This window comes from Streptomyces sp. NPDC056527 (assembly GCF_042794475.1).
Lineage (GTDB): Bacteria > Actinomycetota > Actinomycetes > Streptomycetales > Streptomycetaceae > Streptomyces.
In genome coordinates this window covers 39,236-52,272 of record NZ_JBHTTQ010000027.1, presented here as the reverse complement: position 1 = coordinate 52,272, position 13,037 = coordinate 39,236, and the positions used below count along the sequence as shown (strand labels likewise).

Below are 13,037 nucleotides of genomic sequence, written 5' to 3'. Positions count from 1 at the left end.
GCGCCCTGAACGGAGCGGGCTGGGGCGAGCCGGTGTGTTCGGGTTGGTCGGAGTCAGGCTGCAGGCTGTCTGATCACAGCCGCCCGCCGTCTTGGGTGTACCTGTGTGTCAGTCCCAGCTGAAGTGCCAGGTTCCGAAACGGGTCCAGTGGTCCGCCCAGGAGGCCGTGTCGATGCCGTCCGGGCAGTACGCGTACTGCCCGATCGCCGTCTCAGCCACCGCCTGCGGTTCCTGCGACGGTAAGGCCACGTCCAGGATCAGCGTCCGGCGGGACACATGCAGCAGCTCGGCCCTGAACCGGTCGTGCCAGGGCCACGTGGTCGGAGTCGAGCGTCGGCCTGCCCCTGGCCCGTGCTCCCAGGAAGGCGCTGCTGGTCGTCGTTCGATGGCGATTGACATCGAAAACGAAGGTTTCTTGACGACTCAAGGATTCGTGCGGTGCGGCTGAGCTTCCGCGACAGGCGGAGCGAGGACGCCCCGGTGCGGGTTGAGGGAGGTCGAGGAGGAGAGTGGCAGGAGCGAAGGCCTCACGTGCTGGACAGCCGATTCCGGTCGCCCGAATCAAAACCCCTTGCCCAATGGTCAAGAAGTGTTGACCATTGGGGTATGCCTACCGATGATCTTCCCGAGACGTTCCACGTCACCACTGACGAGCAGCTACGCGCCGTTTCCAATCTCACGCGTCACCGGATCATGGCCGTGCTCCGCTTCGAGCCTGCGACGATCACGCAGATCGCCGAGCGAGTGGGTCTTGCGAAGGGGAGTTCCAGCTACCACGTACGACTGCTGGAGCGGGCCGGCCTGGTGAAGGTGGTACGGACGCGGAAGGTCCGGGGGGTCACCGAGCGGTACTACGCCATGGCCGCACGGGCGATCGTGCTGCCGGATCCGGGAGAGGGAGGCCCGGATGTGCTGATGCGGCATGCGGTGGCGGACCTGGAGGCAGCGCCGGTGGATGCCGAGCGGCACGTGCGGATGGCACATCTGCGGCTCACCGAGGAGCAGTTCGCGGAGCTGGGGGCGCGGCTGGAGGCACTGGCGGACGAGTACAGGGAGCTGTCCGATCCGTCGCTGCCGGACGCGTCACTCGTCTTCGCACTGTTCCACCCGGCACCGCGCCAGCAGGCCGAAGGGGACGCCAAATGACCTCAGACGTTCGAAAGCTGCCGACCGGGTTCGGACGGTTGTGGACCGCGCAGACGGTGTCCTCACTCGGTGACGGGGTGACGCATGCCGCGCTGCCGCTGCTTGCGCTGACGTTGACGCGGGACCCGATGGCGCTCGCCGTCGTCACGGCCGCCGGGACGCTGCCGTGGCTGCTCTTCGGGGTGCTCGGCGGTGCGCTGGTGGACCGCTGGGACCGCCGGCGCACGATGTGGGTCACGGACGCGGCGCGTGCGGTGCTGCTCGCGATACCGGCGGCAGCAGCCGCGCTCGACGTGCTGAGCATTCCCCTGCTCGCGGCCGTCGCCTTCCTTCTCGGCCTCGGCGGACTCTTCTTCGACACGGCCGCCACGGCCTATCTGCCGGATCTGCTCGGCCGCGACCCCGCGCTCCTGGAGCGCGCCAACTCCCGCCTGCGCGGTACCCAGACCGCCGCGTCCGGCTTCGCCGGGCCGCCTGCGGGCAGTGCTCTGCTCGCGCTCGGGCGGGCGGTTCCGCTGCTCGCCGACGCGGTCTCGTTCGCGCTCTCCGCACTTCTCGTACGGTCGCTGCCTGCCGCACGCCGGCCCGTACCGCAGGCCCGTGAGCCGCTGCTGCGGCAGGCGCGGGCCGGCGCCTCGTACGTGTTCCGGGATCAGCTGCTGCTCGGACTCGCGCTGCGTCCGGCGGTCGGGAACATCGCCTTCCTCGCCGTGGAGACCGTACTCGCCCTCTTCGCGCACGATCGTCTCGGCATCGACACCTTCGGCTTCGGCCTGCTCCTCACGGCGGAGGCCACCGGCGGTCTGCTCGGCGCGGGCATCGCCTCCTTCCTCGGCCGACGACTCGGCACCGGCACCGCGCTGACCTGCACGGCCGCAGTCGAGGGACTCGCCATCCTGGGCCTCGCCGCCGCCCCGAACCCGTACGTCGCCGGCCTCGCGCTCGCCGTCTGCGGCGCGGGCATGGGCGCCACGATGGTGCTCGGACCCTCCCTCCGACAGGCGATCGTCCCCGCCCACCTGATGGGCCGGGTCGCCTCGACCTCCCGCATGCTCGCCATGTGCGCCGCCCCGTTCGGCGCCTTCCTCGGCGGCTGGCTGGCCACCGCCTACGACGTACGCACCCCGCTCTACACCGCCGCCGGCCTCCTCCTCACCATGACCGCCGTCACGGCGACCATGACCAGCAACCGCCGGGTCGAGGCGGCGCTGCGTGCCGCCGCCGCCCCGACCGATGATCCAGAGCACCCGGAATCCCGGAACCCCGTTCAGGAGCGTGCCGTTTAGGGCTCCCGAGGTCCTTGAGCCAGCGCACGGCAGGCCCAGCTCGGCGTTCGTGTCACAGCGACCGTACGAGCCTTGCGCCCAGATGGCCTGTCAGGCGCCGCACACGAGTGGCCTGGCACGCTGGGTTAACCGTCTCCCTGCGTCGACGAGCGCGGATCTGGGTCTCGGCGACGTGGGGCGCGCTGAGGACACTCCAGGCAGGGATCGTGCGGGCAGCGATGGTGATGCCACTGCCGAGGCGGCCATGGCGGCCGAGGGCGATGCCGGGGCCGAGGGTGGCATGTCGCGCCAGCGAGTCGATTCCATCCGGTAGAGGCCATCGGCCACGGTCCTGGCGCAACGGATGAAGACGGCGAGCTGTGCCTTCCGGTCCTCCCGTAACGCGGCCATGCGTTGCGCTTCAGCAGAGATCCGGGCCGCATCAACGGCGGCGTTGGCCTGGGCCCTGCCCCCAGCTGCCTGCACCGCTGCAGATATCCAGTTGCCCGCGATGCCCCCGAGGATGCCGATCGCCGCGACCAAGGCGGCGAACACCTCCGGGTTGTCCTTAACGAAGTCGATCGCATTCTGCACGTGCGCATCCTGCCCTGTACTGGATGCGCGCGGACGTCCGCATCGGGTCGAAGGCGCCCTGGAGCACAGCAGCCAGCCTTGGCGTCACGAACCTGCATCGCCCCGATGTCCGGCCTAGGCTGGCTGCGCCAGCCTCAGGGGCGTCCCCGACCGCCGGAGGATCCGATGGCGCACCTCATCTTCGACGAGGACGAGCAGCAGCAACTCCGCGACTCCGCCCGTGAACGCGCCGCGGCCGGTGAAGGGCTCCTCGCGTACGCGCTGCAGTCGATTGACCGGATCCCTGGCCTGAACCGGGCTCCGGCCGGGCTGGGCCAGGTGCAGCAGCTCGCCGACGAGTCGGCGCCGCCCGCGCCACCATCTACAGATACCTGGAGCACTCATGACGGGCAGTAGGCCCCGTGCTCGCGCGGCTGACTGGTGGCGGCCCCACCTGGGAACTCCGCGTCAAGAAACCCGCAGAGAAGCCGCCAGCACCGCCCGTACCCGAGGCTGACGCGTTGATGGCGCTGAACGAGGCACTGGTCGGCATAGACGTGGCCGTCAAGGCTGGAGACTTCTCAAAGGCGTGGGCGCTCCGCCGGGCGGCATGGGGATATTCGGACCTGCTGCCACCTGGCCGACGCGTCGGCAGCGCCAGCAGCTCGGCCTGTACAAGGAACTGCTGCTGGCGGCGCAGAAGGCGAAGAGGAACCGCGCTCTTAGACAAGACTCGTCAGGAGCTCCGCGAAGACTCGTGGCCGGCTGAAGTAGCCGACGTGCGAGGCCGTGAGGGTGTGCACGTCGAAGGGATGGTGCGGGGTCAGCGCGTCCGCCGTGCGGATCATGTGGTCCTGGACCGCCAGGGGGAGGCTTCGGTCGGCGGAGAGCCGGACGTACGTGTGCGGCACCCGCCCCCACGTATCGGCCTGGACCAGCGCACCCGGCTCCATTGCCGAGTAGGTCTCGTCCGGGTCGAGGGAGTCGAGGAGCAGCCGGAACTGGTGGTCCGTCGAGTCGGCCATGACGGCGGCCTTCAATGCGGCGAACACGTCCGGGTCGGCGTGAGCGGCCCGCCAGTTCAGCCGGACCACGCCCGGATCGCGTACGCCCGGCACAGCGATCCGGGCCACTGCGGCGTCCAGCAGGTTGTCGTCGGCCACGTCCCACGCCTCGGTGAGCATGGCCGGATCGCTGAGGCAGAGCGCGGAGAGGTAGACGACCCGGTCGAGCAGCTCTGGTGCGGCGTTGGCGACGGCGCTGATCGTCAGACCGCCCAGGCTGTTGCCGACCAGGACGATGGGCCCCGACGCGGCGAGCCGCCGCAAGATGTCTACCACGTGGCTCACGTTGTCCTTCAACGTGACACCGCGCAGCGCGGAAGGTGCGGCGGCGAGTGCGGTGACGTCCTGGGGTTGCCGGTAGTAGGCGGCAGGGGTGTCGGCGAGGTCGCCGTGACCGGGGAGGTCGACGGCGTGCGAACGGTAGCCGAGCAAGGCCAGCTCGTTCTGCAACGGACCCCAGGCCCGGGCGTTGCTGGAGCCGCCGTGAACGAATACGAAAGTGGGGCGCGAGTCTGCGCGCATGGTGAAGATCCTCGTCATCCTGAGGTGAACGGTGGACGTGGGACCCGGTGTCGGCGACGGCCGACACCGCGGTCAGTGCGTCGACCGGGTGCGCAGGGCCTGCCAGTTGTGGATGACGGAACACATGCGCACGACCGTAGCAGTCGCCTTCGCACCGCGCACGGCCGTTTCGCGTCTCGCCGGCCGGTGGCCTGGATGTTCTTCGGTAGACGTTCTTCGGAAGGGCCACCGCAGGACCGGTCCGGGCGGACATCCCGAGCCCCCGCAGGATCACCTCGTGGATGATGCGGTGCCGGGAGACGCTCACCGAAGGCCAGGACGAACGGCTCCTTCAAGTCCGGCTCGCCTGCCCTGACATCGCCCGAGACCATGGGGTCTTCGCCAGTTACCTCATGAACCAGCATGCAGGTAAGCCTGTGCCTGTCGCTGTTGCGACCAGCCGCACAAGAAGCTGCAGGATGCGGCCTACTCCTGATCGACAGGGCTCGGGCGGCTGAGAAGCAATCCCGTCAGCGGGAACACGCCCGGTCCCGGTCCCGGCTGCGGGGATCTTCCATGCCGACCCAGGTGGGTGTGACTGTCACCGTGCGGTGGGGCGAGGCCCTGTGCGGAGCTACCGCGACGGTCGGCTGAAGTACGTGACCGGTCGCTCCCGCCGCACCCCGTCTACGACGACGTCGACGGATTCGTCGTAGAAGGCCACCCGGTCCTTGATGATCGCTACGGAAGGCAGGGGATCGGGGTAGCTCCAGGCGATGTCGGGCCGTACGTCGGCGTCGCCGGCCCAGGACCAGTACTCGCTCGCCACGCCCTTGTAGGGGCAGCGGGTGCGCCCGTCGGTAGGGGTGAAGAGGTCGAGGCGGACGTCCTCCCGCGGGAGGTAGAAGCGCACCGGCAGGCCCGTCTCGAACAGAAGGACCGGCGTGTGCGTGTCCGCGACGACCGTACCCTCGATCTCGACCTGGACATGTCGGCTGCTGGGCAGGGCGTCCACCCGCTTGTGCGGGTCGCGGGGGTGTACGAAGATCTCTTCGTCTTCCTCGTACCAGTGGTCGAGAGCCTCGCGCCCGAACCATTCGAAGCTGATGTGGTCGGCGAGATCCTCTCCGGGGTAGGTCCAGGCCGCCGCCCCGACGGTCCGTTCGGGGAGCACGAGGTCGTAGAAGACCGTCGCTCCGGCGTGACGCCGCCGGCTGGCGGGCCGCTCCGTTCGCCGCAGCAGGTCCGTCCGGACGTCCGCGGTCGGGAAGGCGTAGAGGGGGACGGGGCGACCGGGCTCCCACACGAGAACCGGCCTACGGCTGTCCACGACCGTGATCTCCCCTGCCGTCGCGCGCACCCAGCGCTCACTCGGCTCCCAGAACACGCTGTCGGACTCGCCCTGGCGGCGTACGACGGGCACGGCTTCCGGGCCGGACTTCGGTGCGGTCATCGGTCTCTCCTCCTCGCTCCGTCTCCGGCTGCCCAGACCGGGTGTCGTGGTACCGGCCGCAGCCGTTTTCCACCCTGCTCCCGATCCCGGCCGGTGGCAAACGACCCGCCGTCACTCCTTGGTGGCGCCGAGTGGCTGCAGCCGGTCGGCTGGGCAGCTTGAGGGCGGCGGAGGAACGGCTACATCATGTGGCGCTTGATCGTCTTGATCCTGTTGACGTGTCCTTCGACGACGCCGGAGTTCCAGGGCGGGGTCAGGCCGGCGGTGACCGTGTGTCGCGGTCTTGGTCGATTCCTGCCGCAAGAGTGGGGAGGCTGGCAAGGTTGTCCTGGCGGACGGTGTCGAGCCACTCGGGGGGAGCTCGGCAGCGCAGACGTCATCCAGCTGACCCTGGCGCTACTGCAGTCCGCCACCGTGGTGAGTCCTCTCATCGACGGTGACCCGCTGCGCCCCGTCATCAACCAGGCCGTCGCGGCCCTCGGCCTGGAGAACGTTCAGCTTCTGCCCGTCGGTGTCAGGTGGCAGCCCGCGCAGCGGATCGTCCCAGGGCCGGAAGCTTGTTCCCTGCACAGCAACAGAACGACCGCGCCGACGACCGGTGCCGACGGCCGTGGCCGGAGGCGGCGGCATCGCAGGGGGGGGCGCAGCCTGATCTCGGGAAAGGGCGCGGCTCCGGGCGACCAAGGCCATCGGAGCTTGACGACAGCGGGATCGGCCCGTCACTGATGTCCACACCAGCCGGGTCGGCTGCCGACGGCCGGGGCGGCTCGTCCGCCGCGTTCCCGGCAGCCGCTTGATCAGACTTCTGCGAGCTCCCGCTCTCGTACGGGGATGAGTCGAGCGACTCGTGAGGGCACAGGAATGCCCGGGCCGGGCCGGGCCTGGCAGACTGTGCGCCGCCTGAGGGGAGTTCGTCGTGCCGCAAGAGCTGACCGTCCGCCGCATACTCGGGGACCAACCGTTCGCCGAGATCGGTCGGCCCGAGTGGGCGGTGAGCGCCACACGTCACGGCTGCGTCATCACGGCCGGAGACCTCGGCCACGTCCCGTGGCGCGGTACGGGTCGCTGGCTGGGCCACCGGATCGGTGTGTACGAAGCCGGCACCCTCCGGCCGCGCCACGTCGTCGCCTCCCGCTACTCCGTATGTGCCATCGAGCCTCACCCGGAGTTGCCGATCGTGGCCGTGGGCACCGGCCGCTACGACGGTTCGTGGGACTTCGAGGGGCAGCTGCTTTTGCTGCATCTCGAGACCGGGCGCGTGACGGATCTGCTGAGCAAGAGCCGCCAGGTGCGGCACCTGCGCTGGCTTCAGGACGGCAGGCTCGCGATGCTGCTCTCCCCCGAGGACAAGGATGGCGGTTTCCGCTCAGGGTTCGAGCTGGCCGTCGCGGCGGACGACTGGCTGTCCGCTCCGGCCGGTCTGGTCGACCCCGACGACGTTCGCCATCCGATGGTCGAAAGCGGGCTCCTCTACGACCCTCATGTGGAGGATGCCCTCGCCCGGCTGACGGAGGGTCGGTGGCGGCGGCGGGCGGAAGTGCGGGACCTGACGGTGCTGTCCGACGGCAGGGTGCTGGCTACCGGCCGGCACACGGACCTCGAATGCTGGGATCCGTCCGGCGCGCTGAGCTGGGCTCTACCAGCCGGCGGGGAGGGGAGCGTCCAGGTCGAGGCGGCCCCTGACGACGAGTCGGCGTGGGTGACGTACCGGGGCTTTCGCCGCGAGGACGGGACGGGGCGGCTGGTCGACCGGGCGACCACGGTTCGGCGGGTATCGACGGCGGACGGCGGTGTGGTGGACTGCGTGGACATGCCGTCGGCCCCCGCATTGAGCGCCACGGGCGAGGGCTGGCTGGCCCTGCGCCCGCTGGGGCGCGACGCAGAGGCCGCGCTGCTGCTCGACCCCGCGCACCAGGAGGCGGCACGAGTCGGGCTTGCGCCCCGTCGCTCCAACTCCCCGGCGCTGCACGTCAGACACAGCACCCGTCTGCTGTACGTGGACGGTCCCGGCCCGGACGGCGACGCTGCGTGGATCCACGCGATCGAGCCGCCGGGCGCCCACGGTCCCGCCACCGTGCGCGCCCTCTTCCCGCTGCACTGGGACCCGGCGTCCGCACTGCAGCCCTGGTGCGGCCCCGCCGTCGAGCTGGGAGACACCTTCGTCCAAGCAGGCCGGTCGCACGAGCGGGGCCCCACCTTCGCAGAAGCCCGCAACGGCACGTACGTCGTGAACCGTCGGCTTCCGGACGGAGCGGCACGCTGGGTGTACGAGACCGACCAGCCGCTCGCCGGTCTCGACGGCGACGAGCGCACGGTGTATGTCGTCTACCTCACCGGCGAGGTAGAGATGCTCGACACGGCGACGGGCGAGGTGCGGGACCGGTGCACCCTGCGCGCGCACGGCCACCCGGTCACGCCGATGTCCGTCGTGTTCCGGGCGGACCAGCGGCGTCTGGTCGTGGGGACGGTGGACGGGAGGATCCTGGACTGCACGGTCCCGGGGTGACCGGGCCAGGACTCGTCGGCCAGGAACACTCCGTGGAACTCGGCGTGTTCCTCACCCACACCAAACCCCGCCGCGACAGACTCACCCTCGAACGGCTCACCACGCTCGCCAACCTCGGACTCGACTGGGCCGGCTGAGTCGGGGTTCGCCTGCAGTCGGCGCACTGCCGGTGGTTGGCGGCATGATGGGTCTGGAACGCATGCGGCCGTTATGAAGGCCGGCTGGGATCGGCTTGACCCTGACGTGCGGGTCAAGGGTTGGCGTCTGCGCACCCTGCGGCAGGGGCGGTGGTGGCCCCTTGGCCGGCCTGGTCTTGAGCGGATGCGGCTGCCCCTCATGTCTACGGCCTGGACACGGTCCGCGCGAGCGGCGGCAGGTGAGCCGGTGACCGGACTCCCTCGTGCGGATGCTTCACCCAGTGCGGGCGAACCGCCGGCCGGTCGCGGCCGGCGGTGAGGGCATGCGCAACGACGAGCAGGACATCACGAATCCCGGCCTGTCACCTCAGGCTGATCGTCGTCGGGCATGCCGCACACCGGGCAGTCCCATTCATCGAGGCAGTCGATCACGACAGGGTGATGGCAGAAGACGCATGGACGCATGTCCTCATCGGCTGGTTCCTGCGCATGCGCTTCATTCCTCATGGCAGGCAGAGTGCCAGACGGCCTCCCGGCCGGCATGGGCTGGTCCGCCGGGGCCGCGGCTGTGGCGGCGCTGTGGTGAGGGGGCGGGTGGGTCAGCGCTCCTCGCGCAGTCCCCATGGGGCACCGTATGCGCCGAGTAGGTCGAGGAACGGCTGGGGCGGCAGTGCTTCGGGGCCGAGGACGCCGCTGGCGTTCCATGTACCGTCCGCGATCAGTTCCAGGGCGATCACCGGGTTGAGGGCGGTCTGCCAGACCACTGCTTGGGAGCCGTACTCGCGCATCGTCCACTCGTTGTCGACGACGTGGTAGAGGTAGACCTCTCGCGCCGTGCCGTCCTTGGTTCCCTTGACCCAGGTGCCCGCGCAGGTCTTGCCCTTCATGCGGTCGCCGAGCGTGGCCGGGTCGGGCAGGCAGGCGGCGACCACGTCGCGCGGGGAGACCTGGAGCGGCCCGTCCGCGCCGGGCACGGTGACCTTGGCCGTGGAGTCGAGTCCCAGGTCGCGGAGGGTCTTCAGTTTGGCGATGAAGTCGTCGCCGAGGCCGTACTTGAAGGTCACGCGGCGTGCGTCCAGCCAGCGGGGCATGAGGAGAACCTCTTCGTGTTCGACGTTCACGCACTCCACCGGGCCGATGCCCTCGGGGAAGTCGAAGACCTCGGGCTCGCTGAAGGGGGCCGTGGTGAACCAGCCGCGGTCCTTCTCGTAGACGACGGGCGGGTTGAGGCATTCCTCGATGGTGGTCCAGATGCTGAAGGAGGGTGCGAAGTCGTAGCCCTCCACGGTGAGGTTCGCGCCGTCGCGGACGCCGATCTCCTCGACTTCGTCGAAGAGTTCGTCTGCCGCGTACCGGGCGAAGACGTCCGACAGGCCCGGCTCCACGCCCATGCCGACCAGGGCGAGGCGGTCGGCGTTCTCCCATGCCTCGGCCAGGGCGAACTGCTCGTCGCCCAGCTTCACACCGCACTCCTCGTACGGGCGTGAAGGGTGCGGCACGGACAGCGACATCGCCATGTCGACGTAGTGCGCGCCCGCGGCGAGCGCCGCGTTGCACAGCGGCATCACGAACCTGGGGTCGGTGGCGTTCAGCAGCACGTCGCAGTTCTCCTCGGCGAGGAGACGACGGACCGCCGCCTCGTCGGAGGCGTCCAGGCGGTGCGCGCTGAACCGGCCGGCCTGGTCGTCCAGCGCGGTCACGGCAGCCTCCGCGCGGAGCGGGTCGTAGTCGGCGACGAGCATGTGGGTCAGAAAGCCGCGGCGGGCCGCGATGCGGGTGACGGCGGTTCCGACACCGCCCGCACCCACGAGAAGTACACGCATGTCACTCACCATTTCGTCGAGACGGTCCCGGTGGAATCCCGGGAGCACCTCGATGCAACCCGATCCCGACAGTTAAGGTCTACGGTGTTGGCATAAGGATGGATGGGCGGTGGAGCGATGCCGAAGAAGGTGGTTCCGGAGGGGGAACGGCGCAGGCGACGGCCGACCCGGCAGGGCACCGTGCTGTCGGAGGAGCTGATCGTGCAGACGGCGCTGCGGATGCTGCGCGAGCACGGGAGTGCCGGACTGACCGCACGCCGGCTCGGCGCCGCTCTCGGCGCCGACCCGAGCACTCTGTACCGGTACTTCGCCGGCCTGGACGGCCTGACCCGGGCCATCGGCGAGGAGCTGATGGGGCGGGCCCTGGACAGCTGGACGGCCACCGGGAACTGGCTGGCCGACCTGCGTTCTCTGGGCCTGGCCATCCACGCCTCCTACCTCGCCCATCCCCAGGCCGCCCTGCTGACCGCCAGCCGCGTCACCGGCCGCCCCCGGGAGATCGAGGTGGACGAGACGATCCTCGGCATCCTGCGCGGCGCGGGCTTCGGCGACGCGGACGCCGTCGGCGTGTACCACGCCTTCATCGACCTGGCTCTGGCCTTCGCCTCCCTGGACGCGGGCGCGCTGGCCATCAAGGACGAGGTCAGAGAGGCGGACGAGGACATGTGGACCTCCACCTATGCCCGGCTACCCTCCGAGACCCATCCGCACATCGCCGCCACCTCGCACCTGCTGGCGGACCGGATGAATCGCAGCGCCTATCCCGTCGTGCTCGACACTCTCCTGAACAGGGCGGAGGCGCGGCTGACCGCCGCACGGAACGAGGCCGCCCGGAACGAGGCCGCCGGCACCGGGTGAGAGCCGGGGCCGGCCACCGGTCGGTGGCACCACGCTCCCCCGAGACACGCACGGCTGCCCTCCCGGCCGCCCCTGGGTGGGGTCGGGCCCCTTCTTGACGGACGGGCAGCGCGAACGCCTGGAGCGGCTCCGTGTCGTGCCGCCGGCCCCGGAACCGGTGGAGCCTGTTGTGCTCGCCGGCGGCCAGGCTGCTCGTGGGGTGAGCAGCGTGGGGTCGGCCTACCGGCACGGGGCGGAGCAGACCCTGCTGAATTCGGGTGGTCGGCCGCCGCGAGGAAGCGTGCCCGGCCGGTTCAGTGCGGCCTGGTGGACTCCGCCGCTCGGGCCGCGGACCATACTGGTCGAGCCCTGATCACCCACTGGACGGTTCCATGGCCAAGAGCAGCTCTTCATCGACCACTGCCCCCGACACCGTGTGGCTCGCGCGTGGGCGTCACCTCGGGCCCGAGGCCGAGCGGGACGTCCGGCGCAACCTGATCGCCCTCAAAGCGGCCGGGGTGCTCGACGACTTCCTGGACCTCGACCCCATCGAGGCGGCCCGCTCGACCGATCTGTTCCCTCGGGACGAGTCCGCCGCCGCCGGCCCGTATGCCCGCCGGCTGTTCGAGGCCCGCTGGCGCGTGGCAGACGGTGTCACGGTGCGCGCTCAACTGACCACCTACGATCCGGAGTCCCGCCGCGTCGAGAGCGAGGGCGTCACCTGGGTTCTCGCCGCCGAGGCGGAGCGGGCGTGGGAAGCGGGCTGGCCCTCCCCCGCCACCGTGTTCTGGCCCGAGAGCGACCAGGTCGCCTGGGATCACGCGAGGGTGCCGGGCGTGCGTCTGCGGACGACGAACCACCTGCCGAAGGACGACGGCGAGTTGCGGCGCCTGCTGCGGGGCTGCACCCGGCAGAGCTGGTCCATCCATGTCGTGGTGCACGAGGCGATGACGCCGGACGCGCGGGGGCAGCAGCCGATCACCCGGTTCCTGCCACCGAGCCTGCGCCACCGGGTGGTCGAGCACCGGGCCACGCCCGAGCAGGCACTGATCGCCGACTTCGCGATGAAGCGTGAACTGGGCGTGGGGCTACCGCGCGGCGGGGCCGTCGTCCTGCCCCCGGCGCCGCAGGTCCCGGGCTACGACGCGGAGCGCCACACCGTACGCGATGTCTTCCTGGACGGCACGGAACCGACCGAACTCCTGCAAAGGATTACGGAGTTCGCCTCACTGCCGCGACCGCTGCCGGCCGACGCCGAACAGGTCCTGACCCGACTTCGCCAAGGCTGGCACCTGCTCACCCCGGACGAGGAGCTTGTCCACGCACGGGCCATGGTCACCTGGTATGCCAGGGCGCTCGAGGCCATGACGGCATCCTGTGACCTGTACCGTGAGGCGGCCGAGTCGGCGCACGCCGCGCTCGCCGAGGCACCCGGCGGCAACGACGCGTCCCGGACGCCCACGCCGGCTGCGGCCGAGCAGGACTCCTCACCACTGAAAGCCCTCACGAAGACGCTCGCTCTCTTCCGCGGCCCGAACCGATAGCCGGCCGGAGAGCCGTCTGCTGGTCGAGGACGCCGCAGTTCGCGGACTCGCCGCGCTTCTCCAGGTCCGGGTGGGCGAGGTCCCCCAGGGCGGCAGGCCGGTATTGACCGTCACCACGAGGACATCGCCCTCGGCGGCGAGCCGCCGGGCGCCGTCCATGACGCTCGAGCCGTCCGTGTGGTCTGCGC

General features: G+C 70.4%; 12 protein-coding genes. 7 read left to right on the top strand and 5 right to left on the bottom strand.

Annotated features, from left to right (window positions below):
* Positions 1-108: 108 nt before the first annotated feature.
* On the bottom strand, positions 109-399 hold the full coding sequence (locus ACFQ7Q_RS16240; RefSeq protein ID WP_383554997.1) for a DUF4253 domain-containing protein: 291 nt from the start codon (positions 397-399) through the stop codon (positions 109-111).
* 207 nt (positions 400-606) lie between these two features.
* Between ACFQ7Q_RS16240 and ACFQ7Q_RS16235 the strand changes: the two genes are divergently transcribed.
* On the top strand, positions 607-1,146 hold the full coding sequence (locus tag ACFQ7Q_RS16235) for an ArsR/SmtB family transcription factor (protein ID WP_383554994.1): 540 nt from the start codon (positions 607-609) through the stop codon (positions 1,144-1,146).
* Entirely contained in the window at positions 1,143-2,432 is a 1,290-nt protein-coding gene (locus ACFQ7Q_RS16230) for an MFS transporter (protein ID WP_383554991.1), read from the top strand. The genes ACFQ7Q_RS16235 and ACFQ7Q_RS16230 overlap by 4 nt, the downstream gene beginning before the upstream one ends.
* A gap of 90 nt (positions 2,433-2,522) precedes the next feature.
* On the opposite strand, the gene ACFQ7Q_RS16225 is transcribed toward ACFQ7Q_RS16230, so the two are convergent.
* Positions 2,523-3,005 (bottom strand): hypothetical protein, encoded by a 483-nt coding sequence (locus tag ACFQ7Q_RS16225; RefSeq protein ID WP_383554989.1) that lies wholly within the window; start codon positions 3,003-3,005, stop codon positions 2,523-2,525.
* A gap of 165 nt (positions 3,006-3,170) precedes the next feature.
* Between ACFQ7Q_RS16225 and ACFQ7Q_RS16220 the strand changes: the two genes are divergently transcribed.
* Positions 3,171-3,401, top strand: coding sequence for a hypothetical protein (locus ACFQ7Q_RS16220; protein ID WP_383554986.1), 231 nt, complete (start codon positions 3,171-3,173; stop codon positions 3,399-3,401).
* A gap of 305 nt (positions 3,402-3,706) precedes the next feature.
* On the opposite strand, the gene ACFQ7Q_RS16215 is transcribed toward ACFQ7Q_RS16220, so the two are convergent.
* Both ACFQ7Q_RS16215 and ACFQ7Q_RS16210 read right to left on the bottom strand, forming a co-directional pair.
* On the bottom strand, positions 3,707-4,570 hold the full coding sequence (locus tag ACFQ7Q_RS16215; RefSeq protein ID WP_383554984.1) for an alpha/beta hydrolase: 864 nt from the start codon (positions 4,568-4,570) through the stop codon (positions 3,707-3,709).
* A 613-nt stretch (positions 4,571-5,183) separates the two neighbouring features.
* Positions 5,184-6,002 (bottom strand): DUF427 domain-containing protein, encoded by an 819-nt coding sequence (locus ACFQ7Q_RS16210; protein WP_383554981.1) that lies wholly within the window; start codon positions 6,000-6,002, stop codon positions 5,184-5,186.
* A gap of 916 nt (positions 6,003-6,918) precedes the next feature.
* On the opposite strand from ACFQ7Q_RS16210, the gene ACFQ7Q_RS16205 reads away from it, so the two are divergent.
* Positions 6,919-8,508 (top strand): hypothetical protein, encoded by a 1,590-nt coding sequence (locus ACFQ7Q_RS16205; RefSeq protein ID WP_383554979.1) that lies wholly within the window; start codon positions 6,919-6,921, stop codon positions 8,506-8,508.
* Positions 8,505-8,645, top strand: coding sequence for a hypothetical protein (locus ACFQ7Q_RS16200; RefSeq protein WP_383554977.1), 141 nt, complete (start codon positions 8,505-8,507; stop codon positions 8,643-8,645). Before ACFQ7Q_RS16205 ends, ACFQ7Q_RS16200 begins: the two co-directional genes overlap by 4 nt.
* Positions 8,646-9,244: 599 nt before the next feature.
* Here ACFQ7Q_RS16200 and ACFQ7Q_RS16195 read toward each other — a convergent pair.
* Positions 9,245-10,468: a saccharopine dehydrogenase family protein gene (locus ACFQ7Q_RS16195; protein ID WP_383554974.1), complete on the bottom strand. Its 1,224-nt coding sequence runs from the start codon at positions 10,466-10,468 to the stop codon at positions 9,245-9,247.
* A gap of 117 nt (positions 10,469-10,585) precedes the next feature.
* On the opposite strand from ACFQ7Q_RS16195, the gene ACFQ7Q_RS16190 reads away from it, so the two are divergent.
* Entirely contained in the window at positions 10,586-11,326 is a 741-nt protein-coding gene (locus tag ACFQ7Q_RS16190; protein ID WP_383555050.1) for a TetR/AcrR family transcriptional regulator, read from the top strand.
* A 371-nt stretch (positions 11,327-11,697) separates the two neighbouring features.
* On the top strand, positions 11,698-12,849 hold the full coding sequence (locus tag ACFQ7Q_RS16185; RefSeq protein ID WP_383554972.1) for a hypothetical protein: 1,152 nt from the start codon (positions 11,698-11,700) through the stop codon (positions 12,847-12,849).
* Positions 12,850-13,037: the final 188 nt, after the last annotated feature.